This window comes from Methylobacterium sp. P3_A11 (genome assembly GCF_056403155.1).
The window spans coordinates 1-13054 of the sequence record NZ_JBFUGA010000067.1 but is presented as its reverse complement, the minus strand read 5'-3'; the positions used below and the strand labels follow the sequence as shown (position 1 = coordinate 13054).

Here is a 13054-nt window from a genome sequence, read left to right as displayed (position 1 = left end):
ATTGCCGTCGCTCACCCGTCATCACGAGCGCAGCGACGTGACCCAGGGCAGCGGGACATCCGTGATCGTGGTGCCGGCTGGGTTGCTTCGCTCCGCTCGCAAAGACGGGGGTGGCACCTCGAGCGGGGCGGGGCGACCCTGACGGATCGCCGGCATCCTCACGCGCGCCCGTTCCGGCCGCGTCCCTCCGCGGATACGCTGCATCCGGACGACCGCGAGCCGCGATCAACGCCGCCGCGTTCACACAACAGGGAGAGAGACATGACGCTCCGCCACCGCGCCGCGCGGCTGCTCGGGAGTCTGTGCGCGCTCGGCGCCGGTGCCGCCTTCGCGGCCGACCTCGTGCCGGTGAAGATCGGCGTGCTGAACGACCGCTCCGGGGTCTACTTCGACTCCACCGGCGAGGGCTCGGTGGTGGCCGCCCGCATGGCGGTCGAGGACTTCAAGCCGGAGGAACATGGGCTGAAGGTCGAGGTCGTCTCCGCCGACCACCAGAACAAGCCGGATGTCGGGGCCTCGATCACCCGGCAATGGTACGACCGCGACGGCGTCGACGCGGTGTTCGACGTGCCGACCTCCTCGGTGGCGCTGGCCATCGCGCAGATCACCAAGGAGAAGAACAAGGCCTTCATCAACTCGGGCGGCGGCACCGCCGACCTCACCGGCTCGGCCTGCACGCCCAACACCGTGCACTGGACCTACGACACCGCGGCGCTCGCCAACGGCACCGGCAAGGCCATCCTCAAGCGCGGCGGCAAGAGCTGGTACTTCATCACCGCCGACTACGCCTTCGGCCTCGCCCTGGAGCGGGACACCAAGGCGGTCGTGGAGAAGAACGGCGGCACGGTCGTCGGGGGCGTGCGCACGCCGTTCCCGAACCCGGACTTCTCCTCGTTCCTGCTCCAGGCGCAAGGATCGGGCGCCCAGGTGATCGGGCTCGCCGATGCCGGGCTCGACGCCGCCAACGCCATCAAGCAGGCGCACGAATTCGGCGTCCGCCAGGGCGGCCAGACCCTCGCGGCCCTGCTCATCGCCATCACCGACATCCACTCGCTGGGCCTGGAGGTGGCGCAGGGGCTCGACTTCACGGCCTCGTTCTACTGGGACCTCAACGACGGCACCCGCGCCTTCGCGGAGCGCTTCGAGAAGCGCATGCCCGGCAAGAAGCCGACCTCCTATCAGGCCGGCGTCTACGCCAGCACGCTCCACTACCTGAAGGCGGTGGCGGCCCTGCACTCGGCCAAGGACGGCGCCGCCGTGGTCGCCAAGATGAAGGAACTGCCCACCGACGACCCGCTGTTCGGCAAGGGCACGATCCGGCCGGACGGGCGGAAGATCCACCCGATGTACCTGTTCGAGGCCAAGGCGCCGTCCGAGTCGAAGGGCGAGTGGGACCTCTACAAGGTGCTGGAGACGATCCCGGCCGAGCAGGCGTTCCGCCCGATGAGCGAAGGCGGCTGCCCGATGCTGGCCGGCATGTCGGCGAAGTAGGCGTCGGGTCGATCATTCCGGCATCGCCGTCTTTGCGAGCGGAGCGAAGCAATCCAGACGGCGCGACGCCGACCGTCGTCGCGCTGCCCTGGGTCACGTCGCTCCGCTCGTGATGACGGGGAGGGATACCGCGACCTGAGCGTCCGAACGGAAACCGTTCACGCCGCCCCGATCCGATCCAGCGCCGCCATGGCCTCCTCCGGCAGGCGAAGCTCCGCCGCCGCGAGGTTCTCGCGCAGGTGGCCGAGGGACGACGTCCCCGGGATCAGCAGGATGTTGGGCGACCGGCGCAGCAGCCACGCGAGCGCCGCCTGCATCGGCGTCGCGCCGAGCCCCGCCGCCACCTCGGACAGGGTCTCCGCCTGGAGCGGGCTGAACCCGCCCAGCGGGAAGAACGGCACGTAGGCGATGCCCGACGCGGCGAGGTCGTCGATGAAGGCGTCGTCGCCCCGGTGGGCGAGGTTGTACTGGTTCTGGACGCAGACGATGTCGGTGATCCGGCGCCCGTCCGCGACCTGACGCCGCGTGGCGTTGCTCAGGCCGATCCGGCGGATCAGCCCCTGGCGCTGGAGATCCGCCAACACCGTGAGCGGCGCCTCGATCGACCCCTCTGCTGGGCCGTGGATGTCGAACATCAGGCGCAGGTTGACCACGTCGAGGACGTCGACGCCGAGGTTGCGCAGGTTGTCGTGGACCGCCTGGGTGAGGTCCGCGGCCGAGAAGGCCGGGTTCCACGACGCGTCGGCCCCGCGCTTGGCGCCGACCTTGGTGACGATCACGAGATCCTCCGGATAGGGGTGCAGCGCCTCCCGGATGATCCGGTTGGTGACGTGCGGCCCGTAGAAGTCGCTGGTGTCGATGTGGTCGACGCCCGCGGCAACCGCCGCGCGCAGCACCGCGACCGCGGCGGCGCGGTCCCTGGGCGGCCCGAACACGCCGGGTCCGGCGAGCTGCATGGCCCCGTAGCCGAGCCGCTTCACGGTCCGGTCACCGAGCTGGAACGTGCCGGCCTGGGTGATATCGGTGGTGGTGGCGGACATGGCAAATCTCCTGTTGGCGGCCCGGATGTAGACCGCACCGGTTAGGCCGATAAGTCGTGACAATCGGCACGGGCCGTGCGGATTCTCGAACGATGACCCAGGATCTCTCGGACCTCGCCGCCTTCGTGACCGTGGCGCGGGCCGGCGGCTTTCGCGAGGCCGCCCGCGCGGGCGGTGCGAGCGCGTCGAGCCTCAGCGAGGCCGTGCGCCGGCTGGAGGCGAGCCTGGGTGTGCGCCTCCTGAACCGCACCACCCGCAGCGTCGCGCCGACCGAGGCCGGCGCTCGCCTGCTGGAGCGGCTCGGGCCGGCGCTCGCCGAGGTGGAGTCCGCCCTCGACGTGGTGAACGGGTTCCGCGACCGGCCGGCCGGGACGCTGCGGCTCAACGTGCCGCTGAGCGCGGCCCGGCTGGTGCTGCCGGCGCTCGTGCCGCCCTTCCTGGCGGCCTATCCGGAGATCCGCCTGGAGGTGGTGGTCGAGGACGGGTTCGTGGACGTGCTAGCGGCGGGCTGCGACGCCGGCATCCGCTACGACGAGCGGCTGGAACTCGACATGATCGCCGTGCCGATCGGCCCCCGGCGGCAGCGCTTCGCCACCGCGGCGTCGCCGGCCTATCTCGACCGGCGCGGCCGGCCGGACCACCCGCGGGACCTCCTGGACCATGCCTGCCTGCTCGGCCGGTTCCCGAGCGGCGCCCTGACGGCGCCCTGGGAGTTCGAGCGCGACGGCGACATCGTCCGGGTGGATCCGTCCGGGCCGCTGATCGTGCGGGTCGGCGCCAGCGACCTCGCGGTCGCGGCCGCGGTCGCGGGAACCGGGATCATCCACGTGTTCGAGGACTGGCTTCGGCCGCTTCTCGACAGCGGCGCCCTGGAGCCGGTTCTGGAGCCCTGGTGGCAGGCCTTCTCCGGGCCGTTCCTCTACTATCCGGGCCGGCGGCTCCTGCCGGCGCCGCTGCGCGCCTTCGTGGACTTCGTCAGTGCTCGGCCGGCGGTGCCGGGTCCGGCAGCTCGAACACCGTGAGCTGCCCGCCCGGCGCGGTGTACTGCGACAGGGCCGCGTAGCCRCCGACCGCCCCCGAACCGTCGGCCGGGTCGGTGAGCCCGGCCGCCAGGCCGATCCCGGCCCAGCCGCCGACCCCGGAGAGCACCGCCACGTACTGCTTCCCGGCGTGCAGGTAGGTGGTGACGGTGCCGACGATGCCGGACGGCGTCTTGAACCGGTAGAGCTCGTGCCCGTCCCGGGCATCCACCGCCTTCAGGGCGCCCTCCAGCGTGCCGTAGAAGACCACGTTGCCCGCCGTGGCGAGCGCCCCCGACCAGACCGAGAACGGCTCCGGGATCGTCCAGGCGATCCGGCCCTTCGCGCCGTCCCAGGCGATGAACGCCCCGGTCCGGTCGGTGCCCTCCGGCGGGTGCAGGGTGAGCGTCGCGCCGACATAGGGCTGGCCGGGCGTGTAGGTGACCCGGAACGCCTCGTAATCCATGCACATGTGGTTGGTCGGCACGTAGAACAGCCGGGTCAGCGGCGAGTAGGCCGCGGGCTGCTGGTTCTTGGCGCCCAGCGCCCCGGGACAGATGTTTTTCGTGGTCTCGTCCTCGTCGGCCTCGCCCGGCGCGTAGCGCCTGTCGACCACCGGCCGGCCGTAGCCCGGCGCGGCCGGATCCATCTCGACCCGGCTGGCCCAGTTGACCGTGGGGTCGAACTTCTCCGCCACCAGCAAGGCGCCGGTGGCCCGGTCCAGGGTGTAGCCGAAGCCGTTGCGGTCGAAATGGGTCAGCACCTTCCGCGCGCGGCCGTCGATCACCTGCTCGGTGAGGATCATCTCGTTGACGCCGTCATAGTCCCACTGGTCGTGTGGGGTCATCTGGTAGACCCAGCGGGCGATGCCGGTATCGGCGTCGCGGGCGATGATCGCCTGTGCCCACCGGTTGTCGCCCGGGCGCTGGTTCGGGTTCCAGGTCGCGGGATTGCCGGTGCCGTAATAGACGAGGTTCAGGTCCGGGTCATACGAGAACCAGCCCCAGCTGCAGGCACCGCCGGTCCGCCACTGGTCGCCCTCCCAGCTCTTGAGCGAGGAATCCGTGCCGATCGGGCGCCCGAACTCGGTCGTCGCCTCCGGATCGACCAGCATGTCGGCGTCCGGCCCGGTGGCGTAGGCGCGCCAGAGGCGTTTCCCGCTGGCCTGATCGTAGGCGGTGACGTGGCAGCGCGCCCCGTACTCGCCCCCCGCCAGCCCGACGATGAGCTTGCCGTGGACCGGCAGGACCGTGGCGGTGTTGGTCTCGCCCCGGCCCGGATCGCCGTTCTTCACCGACCACAGCACCCGCCCGGTCTCCGGATCGAGGGCCACCACGGTGGTGTCGGCCTGCTGCAGGAACAGCCGGCCGTCCGCATAGGCCAGCCCGCGGGAGACCGTGTCGCAGCACATCACGGCGATGACGCCCGCGTCCTGCCGCGGGGCGTAGCGCCACAGGATCTTCCCGCCCTGGTCGAGGTCGAGGGCGTAGACCACGTTGGGGAAGGGCGTGTGCACGACCATCACGTGCCCGACCACGATCGGCGCGCCCTCGTGGCCGCGCAGCACGCCGGTCGAGAAGGTCCAGGCGACCTTCAGGCGGCCGACATTGCCGGCATCGATCTGCGTCAGGTTCGAATAGCGGGTGTTGGCGTAGTCCAGGGTCTGGAGGACCGGCGACGGGCCGGCCGCGGCCGCGCCGGCGAGGCCGGCGAGCGGCAGGGCCGCGAGGATCGAAGCGCGCATCCTGAACATCCTCTCGCCGCGCGGTCGGCGGTGCGCCGGGGCCGGCGGAGCCGCCTACATCCGCTGCCGGACGATGGTCTCGGCCTGGGGGTCCGGCTCGTGGCCGGCCTCGCGGAGCATCGGCACCACCTCGGCCGCCTCGCGGGCGACGAGGTAGCTGAGATCGAGGCCCTCGCGGATGAATCCGTGGCCGCGCATGTGCTCGAACAGGGCGAGCAGCGGCGACCAGAACTCCGCCACCGAGACCAGCACCACCGGCTTCCGGTGCCGCCCGAGCTGCGCCCAGGTCAGCTGCTCGACCAGCTCCTCGAGGGTGCCGATGCCCCCCGGCAGGGTCACGAACGCGTCCGAGCGCTCGAACATCAGGCGCTTGCGGGTGTGCATGTCGGACACCACCACGGTCTCCTGGATGTCCGCCAGCATGTGCTCGCGCGCCTGGAGGAAGTCCGGGATGATGCCGGTGACGTGGCCGCCGGCGGCGAGCGCCGCCCGCGCCACCGTGCCCATCAGGCCGACATCGCCGCCGCCGTAGACGAGGCCCATCCCGGCCTGCGCGACCGCGGTCCCGAGGATCTCGGCGGCCTCGCGGAAGGCCGGATCACGGCCGAAGCCGGAGCCGCAATAGACACAGACTGTCCTCACCGGGGCCATCCGGCACCCTCCTCGCGCGTCCGTTGCGAGCCGTCCGGACAGAGCCCCGCGCCCGGCACTCCACGTGCCAAAGTGCTGAATTCGCGCGGGATTCACCCGCCTGGGCGGCAGGACGGCTTGGTGTGGGCACCATGTACGGTATTATGGGCGGCGCCGTCGACGGTTTTCGCGTGGGCGGGGATCCGCCCGACGGGCGGCGGCAGGATCAGGGGAGGCCTTCGTGGCGATGTCGGGACAGGTGCGGCGCAGTCTCGCCCTGGCGCTCGCCGGCCTTCTCGGCGGACTGGGACTCGTGCTGGCGCTGTTCGGCGGCGAGTCCCTGCGGCGGCTGACCGGCCGGCCCGGTGCGGAGACGCCCGCGGCCACCGCACCGCGCGGCGACCTGCGCAGCCTCGCCGATCCCGGCACCCTCGCCGGCCGCGCCGACCCGTCCATCGACTTCCGCGACGACAAGCCGGGCCGGTCGGGATCCGGGCCGGTGCCGGGGGCGGGCGACACGGCCACGCGCGGGCAACCTTCTCGCGACGGCGCGCCCGCGGCGCCGCAGGGCGGGACGGGCATGAGCCCGCAGGCGCCCCGGGCGGACGCGACCGAAGCGCCGCGCTTCGACATCGTCCGCGTCGAGCCGAACGGCGACACCGTGGTGGCCGGCCGCGGGGCGCCGGGTTCCACGATCGAGATGCTGGTCGGCGGCAAGGCCGTGGCCCGGGCGACCGCCGACGCGGACGGGCAGTTCGCCATCGTCCCGCCGGCCCTGCCGGCGGGAGCGAGCGAGATCCGCCTGCGCATGACCGGCAAGGACGGGCGCGCGGCGGAGTCGCAGCAGAGCGTCGCGGTGGACGTCGCCCCCGGCCGGGACCGCCAGCCCCTCGTGGCCCTGACCGCCCCGGATGCCGCCACCGTGGTGCTGTCGCAGCCCGGGGCGCCGGAAACGACGGCGGGCGCCAGGGTCGCCGATGCGGCACCGGCGGCCCAATCGCCGGGACACGGCAACACCCGCGCGGTCGCCGCGCCCCGAGGCGGGACGCCGACCCGGATCGTCAGCGTGGACGTGCAGGGGAGCGGCCGCCTGTTCGTGACGGCGACCGGCGCTCCGGGGGCGAAGATCCAGCTCTACCTCAACGACACGCTGATCGCCCCGGGCCAGATCGGGCCGGACGGACGGGCGAGCTTCACGATCGGACGCGGGATCAGGCCCGGCCAGTACCAGGTGCGGATCGATCAGGTCGATCCGTCCACCGGGAAGGTCGCCGGCCGCGCCGAGGTGCCCCTCTCGGTGCCCGAGCCGGCGCAGGTCGCCGCCGGGGAGGCCGCCGCGCCGGCATCGGCACCGCCCGCCGCGAACGGCATGCGGGACGGGGCGCACCGGAGCGGGGCCGACGCCCCGGCCCGGGACGGGACCGCCGCGGGATCGCCCCCGGCCTCCGACCCGAGCCATCTGGCGGCGGAGACGGCGGGTCCCGTCCGGGCCGGGGCGGTGTTCGTGCCCGAGATCAGCACGGCCCGGATCACCCGCGGCGACAACCTCTGGCGGATCAGCCAGCGCACCTATGGCCGCGGCGAGCGCTACACGGTGATCTACGACGCCAACCAGAACCAGATCCGCGATCCGGACCTGATCTATCCGGGCCAGATCTTCGTGCTGCCGGTCGACAAGCGCGGCTGAGCGCCGTCACTCCACGACCTGATCGTCCCCCGCGAAGGCGAGGCGGCGCAGGGTCCGCAGCGCCCGGTCGAGGTCGTCCCGCGACGGGGCCGCCAGGGCGAGGCGCACGGCGTTCGGCGCGTGGCCGGGATGGACCGCGAAGGCCGAGGCCGGGAGGAGGGCGATGCCCTGGCGCAGGGCCGCGGCCGCGTAGGCCTCGGCCCGCCAGGTCTCGGGCAGTTCCAGCCAGAGGTGGTAGGCGTGGAGATCGCCGACCACCCGCAGATCGGCCAAGGCTGCCCGGGCGAGGGCCTGCCGGTCCGTGGCGTCCCGGCGCTTGGCCCCGGCCAGCGCCGCGGCCGAGCCCCCCGCCATCCAGTGCATGCCGGCCGCGAGGGACAGGCCGAGCACCGTCCAGGCCCCCTGGCGGACGGAGGCCGCGAGCCGGTCGGTGAAGGTAGGGGGCGCGGCGATCAGGCCGACCGTCAGCGCCGGCATCACCCGCTTCGACAGGCTGTCCACGAAGATCACCCGGTCGGGCACGAGGCCGGCGAGCGGCGGCGCCTCGACGAGGAAGCTGTAGACCGCGTCCTCGATGGCGGTCAGCCCGGTCCGGTCCAGGACCTCCGCCAGGGCGGCCCGCCGCGCCGGCCCCATCGTGGCGCCGAGGGGGTTGTGCAGGGTCGGCTGGAGATAGACGCCGCTCAGCGGCGTCGCCCGGTGGGCCTGGAGGAGCGCGTCGGGAGAGACCCCTTCGGCGTCCATCGCCAGCGGGATCAGCGTGATCCCGAGCCGTGCCGCGATGCCCTTCACACCCGGGTAGGTCAGGGGCTCGCAGCCGATCCGCTCGCCGGGCGCCGCCAGGGCCGCCAGGGCCGCGGCCAGCGCCTGCCGGCCGTTGCCGGTGAATAGGATGTCGGCCGGGTCGGGGGCATAGCCGTCGCGGGCCAGGAACGCGGCCGCGACGGCCTGCGCCCCGGGCGTCCCGGCGGGCCCGTACTGGCTGAAGCCGATCTGGCCGTCCCCGCGCGCCAGGGCCGCCAGGGTCTCGGCCAGGACGGCCTCCTGCTCCGGCAGCCGCGAATGGGTCCGCTGCAGGTCGAGGGCCGCGGCGGGCGGCTCCGGGCGGAGCAGGCCGGCCTGCCCCGGATCGCTGCGGACATAGGTGCCCCGCCCGACCTCGCCGGTCACCAGCCCCCGGCGGGCCAGTTCGGCGTAGACGCGGCTCGCCGTCGAGACCGCGATGCCCCGCGCGTAGGCGAAGTCGCGCTGCGGCGGCAGCCGCGCGCCGGGGCGCAGCCGGCCCGCCGCGATGTCGGCCGCGATCGCGTCGGCGACGGAGCGGTAATCCGCGGCGCGCATCATTGCTCCGAGTTCAATGTTTCGATTGATCCGAGATGTGTATCGGATCAATGCTCCGCCAGCAATCCCGGCCGGACTGCATCCCCGCCACCGGATCGTCTGCGATGCCCGCCGTCACACTGTCTTCGTCCTCCGTCCCCCGTCGCCCGGCCGTGCTCCGGCCATCCCTGGTCCGGCCATCCCTGGTCCGGACTTGGCTGCAGCGGATCCGTACCCGGCGCGCCCTCGCGGCGCTCCATCCCGACCAGGCCCGGGATGCCGGCCTGGAGCCGTGGGACCTGCGCGCCGAGATCGCGAAGCCGTTCTGGCGGGCCTGAGATGGTGCTCTGCACGCAGCGCGGGTGATCCCGGGCGATCCCGGGCCTATATGCGGGGCTCACCACACCTCCCGACAGAACCCGCATGACCGACAAGACCGTGCCTCAGGCCGGGCCGCTTCCCCCGGCCGAGCGCCCCGGCCTGATCGCCACCTACCGCCGGCTCTGGCCGCATCTCTGGCCTCATGGCCGGCCCGACCTGCAGCGCCGGGTCTTCCTGGCCTTCGGCCTGCTGCTGGCGGCCAAGCTGGTGACCATGGTGACGCCGTTCACCTTCAAATGGATCACCGACGCGCTGGTGGCGGCGGTCGGCGGGACGGACGCGCCGGTGCCCACGGGGCTGCTCGCGGCGCCGATGCTGCTGATCGCCCTCTACGGCGTCTCGCGGATCGCCATGGCGGCGCTGACCCAGATGCGCGACGGGCTGTTCGCCAAGGTGGCAATGCACGCGGTCCGGCGGCTGGCGCTCCAGACCTTCGAGCACATGCACCGGCTGTCCCTGCGCTTCCACCTGGAGCGCAAGACCGGCGGCCTGACCCGCGTGCTGGAGCGCGGCCGCGCCGGCATCGAGGAATTGTCGCGCCTGATGGTGCTGACGCTCGTGCCGACCATCGTCGAGTTCGTGCTGGTGCTCGGCGTGCTGGCCTACGAGTTCAGCTGGACCTACGCGGCGACCGCGTTCCTGACGGTCGCGGCCTACCTGGCCTTCACCTACAAGGCGACCGAGTGGCGGATCGCCATCCGCCGCCGGATGAACGCGTCCGACACGGACGCCAACACCAAGGCGGTCGATTCGCTGCTAAACTACGAGACGGTGAAGTATTTCGGCGCGGAGGCCCGCGAGGCGTCCCGCTACGATGTCTCGATGGCCAAGTACGAGAAGGCCTCGACGCAGACCTACGTCTCGCTGGCGGTGCTCAATGCCGGGCAGGCGGCGATCTTCACGTTGGGCATGACCGTGGTGATGTGGCTCGCGGCGCGCGACATCCTGGCCGGGCGCACGACGATCGGCGGCTTCGTGCTCGCCAACACCATGCTGGTGCAGCTCGCGATGCCGCTCAACTTCATGGGGATGATCTACCGGGAGATCAAACAGGCGCTGATCGACATCGACGACATGTTCCGCATCCTTGGGCAGAATCCCGAGATCGCCGACCGGCCGGGCGCCGCGCCCCTCGCGGTGGCGGGCGGCACGGTGCGGTTCGAGGACGTGCGCTTCGCCTATAATCCCGAGCGGCCGATCCTGCGCGGCGTCTCCTTCGAGATCCCGGCGGGCCAGACGGTCGCGGTGGTCGGGCCGTCAGGGGCGGGCAAGTCCACCCTCTCGCGCCTGCTGTTCCGGTTCTACGAACCGTCGGCCGGTCGGATCAGCGTCGACGGGCAGGATATCGCCGCGGTGACGCAGGCGTCGCTCCGGGCGGCGATCGGCATGGTCCCGCAGGACACGGTGCTGTTCAACGACACGATCGGCTACAACATCCGCTACGGCCGCGCCGACGCCACCGACGCGGAGCTGCGCGAGGCGGCCCGGCTCGCCCAGATCGACCGCTTCGTCTCGAGCCTTCCGGAGGGCTACGACACGCCGGTGGGCGAACGCGGCCTGAAGCTCTCGGGCGGCGAGAAGCAGCGGGTCGCCATCGCCCGCACGATCCTCAAGGCACCACCGATCCTGGTGCTCGACGAGGCGACCTCGGCGCTCGATTCCTTCACCGAGGCCGAGATCCAGGCGGCTTTGGACCGGGTCAGCCGCGGCCGCACCACCCTGGTGATCGCCCATCGCCTGTCGACGGTGGTCAACGCCGACGCGATCCTGGTCCTCGACCACGGCCGCATCGTCGAGCGGGGCACCCATGCGGAGCTGCTGGAGGCCGGCGGCGTCTACGCGGCGCTCTGGGACCGCCAGCGGGAGGCCGATGCCGCCCTGGAGGTGCTCCAGCGGGCCGATGCGCCGGTGGTGCCGGTGCGCGCGGGACGCGGCGCCGTGCCGGAGACGGAACCCGCGGAATAGGGGACGCCCAGCCGCGCTGCGGCGCTCAGCGCGGCCGTCCCCGCACCCTGACCCCGAGCAATTCCTCGAACGGAAGCACCATCGCGCCCTTGTCCCTGTCGGCGTGGCCCTGACGCAGGGCGGTCTGGTAGGTGGCGGTGGCCGCCGCCGTCACCGGCATGGGGAAGCCGTTCTCCGCCGCGATCGCCGCTGCGGCGACGAGGTCCTTGTAGGCCGCCCCCATCGGGTAGCCCTCGTTGAAGCGCCCCTGCAGGATGCGCGGCACGAAGTACTGCGCCGCGTAGCTGCGGCTCGTGCCCGTGGTGACCACCTCGGCGACCTGATCCGGGTCGAGCCCCATGGCCACCGCCATGGGCAGCACCTCGGCGAGCGCCGCGATGTTGATGTCGTAGAGCAGGTTGTTGATCGTCTTGGTGAGCTGGCCGGACCCGGCTGGCCCCATATGGAGGATGGTGGTGCCGATCCGCTCCAGCAGCGGACGCACCCGCGCCACCGCCCCGGCCTCGCCGCCGCACATCACGGTGAGCGTCCCGGCCTCGGCGCCGGCCGGCGCGCCGGAGACCGGCGCGTCGACGAAGGACCGCCCGGTCGCCGCCACGGCGCGGCCGATCGCCAGGGCCTTGGCGTGCGCGATGGTGCTGAGATCGATCACGACCGCCCCCGGGGCGAGGCGCTCGGCCAGGGCGTCGGTGCCGAACAGCGCCGCCTCGACCGCGTCGCCGTTCGGCAGGCACAGGACCAGCACGTCGGCACCGCCGGCCCGGCCGGGATCGGTGGTGGCGACGAGGCCCGGCGCGTCGAGGCCGGCGAGGCGCCCCGGATCGGAATCGATCGCGACGAGCGTCTCGGCGTCGGAATCCCGCTTGGCCGCGAGGTTGCGGGCGATGGGATGCCCCATCGCGCCGAGGCCGAGGAGGGCGATGCGCGCAGCCATGCGGTTGTCCCTGTTCCGAGTGTCCGGCCGCYCGCCCGTCCGGGCGGGGGAGGCGCCGCGCCAGCATGTCGCCAGACGGGGCCGTCTTCCAGCCCCGGCCCCCGGCATTCGTGGGATGCGCGTCGTCCCGGGGCGCCGCGGGCGGAATCCGGGATCTGGGCGCGCCACCAGGCCGGGACCCGGCTCGGACGGCGGCTCCCGGACCGCGCCCGATCGTGCGGCAACGACCGGGACCGCGGGCGTTTCCGATCGGGTAAGGCGCCATGCGCCCGCTCTCCCGTGCGGCCTAACGGATTCCCACATCTGCCGCGGCAACGCGGCTCGAGGACGAGGCGCGGGTCCCCTCTCCCCTGCGGGAGAGGGACAGGGTGAGGGATGTGCGGCCTCCGCAGAAAGCGCGACGGACCCGCCCGTCGACCGCGTGCTCGATCCTGACGCGTCGTGCCCCTCACCCCAACCCTCTCCCACACGGGAGAGGGGGCGCGTCGCGCTCGGCCGCCAGCGCCCGTGTCCGACCCGGATGCGTGACCAGCGCAGCCCGCACGGGCGAGGGGACCCGCGCCTGACCCGCACGCGTCGCGGCGTCCCACGGCGCGTTGATCTTGACAATGTTCCTATTTTGTGCCCATAAGCCGCCACCTGTCCACGGCGCCTCGGGAGCGATCCCGGGGCGTCCTTCGGGGGTCCGTGCGGTGGCTGACCGGGCGGATCCGGGGACGGGGCGGCGCCCGCGTCGGTGGCTCTCAGCCGCCATCGCCCCGGGCGGCGCGACCGGTGCGGGGCGTGTCTCGGAGGCGGGCGTGAGACCGGGCGGCAGTCAGCCCGGCGGGGTGGAGGAAATGC

General features: G+C 72.9%; 10 protein-coding genes. 5 read left to right on the top strand and 5 right to left on the bottom strand.

Annotation, left to right across the window (positions count from 1 at the left end; all coding sequences use genetic code 11):
• Positions 1–261 precede the first annotated feature (261 nt).
• Positions 262–1491, top strand: coding sequence for an ABC transporter substrate-binding protein (locus tag AC1DXK_RS20020; protein ID WP_457106490.1), 1230 nt, complete (start codon positions 262–264; stop codon positions 1489–1491).
• Between the two features lie 158 nt (positions 1492–1649).
• Here AC1DXK_RS20020 and AC1DXK_RS20015 read toward each other — a convergent pair whose 3' ends face one another.
• Complete coding sequence (locus AC1DXK_RS20015) at positions 1650–2531, bottom strand: aldo/keto reductase family oxidoreductase (RefSeq protein ID WP_457106489.1); 882 nt, start codon at positions 2529–2531, stop codon at positions 1650–1652.
• A gap of 92 nt (positions 2532–2623) precedes the next feature.
• Between AC1DXK_RS20015 and AC1DXK_RS20010 the strand changes: the two genes are divergently transcribed.
• Complete coding sequence (locus AC1DXK_RS20010) at positions 2624–3553, top strand: LysR family transcriptional regulator (protein WP_457106488.1); 930 nt, start codon at positions 2624–2626, stop codon at positions 3551–3553.
• Here the strand turns inward: AC1DXK_RS20010 and AC1DXK_RS20005 are convergent.
• Both AC1DXK_RS20005 and AC1DXK_RS20000 read right to left on the bottom strand, forming a co-directional pair.
• A complete protein-coding gene (locus AC1DXK_RS20005; RefSeq protein WP_457106487.1) occupies positions 3507–5294 on the bottom strand; it encodes a methanol/ethanol family PQQ-dependent dehydrogenase in 1788 nt (595 codons plus the stop codon). The genes AC1DXK_RS20010 and AC1DXK_RS20005 overlap by 47 nt on opposite strands.
• Positions 5295–5348: 54 nt before the next feature.
• Positions 5349–5945 carry an LOG family protein gene (locus tag AC1DXK_RS20000; RefSeq protein WP_457106486.1) on the bottom strand — a complete coding sequence of 199 codons (597 nt, stop codon included), beginning with the start codon at positions 5943–5945 and terminating at the stop codon, positions 5349–5351.
• A gap of 226 nt (positions 5946–6171) precedes the next feature.
• Here AC1DXK_RS20000 and AC1DXK_RS19995 point away from each other — a divergent pair, with 226 nt between their 5' ends.
• Positions 6172–7611, top strand: a complete 1440-nt coding sequence (locus tag AC1DXK_RS19995; RefSeq protein WP_477298794.1) for an Ig-like domain-containing protein — start codon at positions 6172–6174, stop codon at positions 7609–7611.
• 6 nt (positions 7612–7617) lie between these two features.
• Here the strand turns inward: AC1DXK_RS19995 and AC1DXK_RS19990 are convergent, their stop codons facing one another.
• A complete protein-coding gene (locus tag AC1DXK_RS19990) occupies positions 7618–8952 on the bottom strand; it encodes an aminotransferase-like domain-containing protein (RefSeq protein ID WP_457106485.1) in 1335 nt (444 codons plus the stop codon).
• Positions 8953–9056: 104 nt separating this feature from the next.
• On the opposite strand from AC1DXK_RS19990, the gene AC1DXK_RS19985 reads away from it, so the two are divergent.
• Both AC1DXK_RS19985 and AC1DXK_RS19980 read left to right on the top strand, forming a co-directional pair.
• Entirely contained in the window at positions 9057–9269 is a 213-nt protein-coding gene (locus AC1DXK_RS19985; RefSeq protein WP_457106484.1) for a DUF1127 domain-containing protein, read from the top strand.
• Between the two features lie 85 nt (positions 9270–9354).
• Positions 9355–11277, top strand: coding sequence for an ABCB family ABC transporter ATP-binding protein/permease (locus AC1DXK_RS19980; RefSeq protein ID WP_457106483.1), 1923 nt, complete (start codon positions 9355–9357; stop codon positions 11275–11277).
• Positions 11278–11302: 25 nt separating this feature from the next.
• Here the strand turns inward: AC1DXK_RS19980 and AC1DXK_RS19975 are convergent, their stop codons facing one another.
• Entirely contained in the window at positions 11303–12211 is a 909-nt protein-coding gene (locus AC1DXK_RS19975) for an NAD(P)-dependent oxidoreductase (RefSeq protein ID WP_457106482.1), read from the bottom strand.
• Positions 12212–13054 lie beyond the last annotated feature (843 nt).

Excerpts from the sequence above, each read along its gene's own strand:
- AC1DXK_RS19990 (WP_457106485.1), bottom strand. The coding sequence starts at position 8,952 with ATGCGCGCCGCGGATTACCGCTCCGTCGCCGACGCGATCGCGGCCGAC.
- AC1DXK_RS20010 (WP_457106488.1), top strand. The coding sequence starts at position 2,624 with ATGACCCAGGATCTCTCGGACCTCGCCGCCTTCGTGACCGTGGCGCGG.
- AC1DXK_RS19975 (WP_457106482.1), bottom strand. The coding sequence starts at position 12,211 with ATGGCTGCGCGCATCGCCCTCCTCGGCCTCGGCGCGATGGGGCATCCC.
- AC1DXK_RS19985 (WP_457106484.1), top strand. The coding sequence starts at position 9,057 with ATGCCCGCCGTCACACTGTCTTCGTCCTCCGTCCCCCGTCGCCCGGCC.
- AC1DXK_RS20015 (WP_457106489.1), bottom strand. The coding sequence starts at position 2,531 with ATGTCCGCCACCACCACCGATATCACCCAGGCCGGCACGTTCCAGCTC.
- AC1DXK_RS20000 (WP_457106486.1), bottom strand. The coding sequence starts at position 5,945 with ATGGCCCCGGTGAGGACAGTCTGTGTCTATTGCGGCTCCGGCTTCGGC.
- AC1DXK_RS20020 (WP_457106490.1), top strand. The coding sequence starts at position 262 with ATGACGCTCCGCCACCGCGCCGCGCGGCTGCTCGGGAGTCTGTGCGCG.
- AC1DXK_RS19995 (WP_477298794.1), top strand. The coding sequence starts at position 6,172 with ATGTCGGGACAGGTGCGGCGCAGTCTCGCCCTGGCGCTCGCCGGCCTT.
- AC1DXK_RS19980 (WP_457106483.1), top strand. The coding sequence starts at position 9,355 with ATGACCGACAAGACCGTGCCTCAGGCCGGGCCGCTTCCCCCGGCCGAG.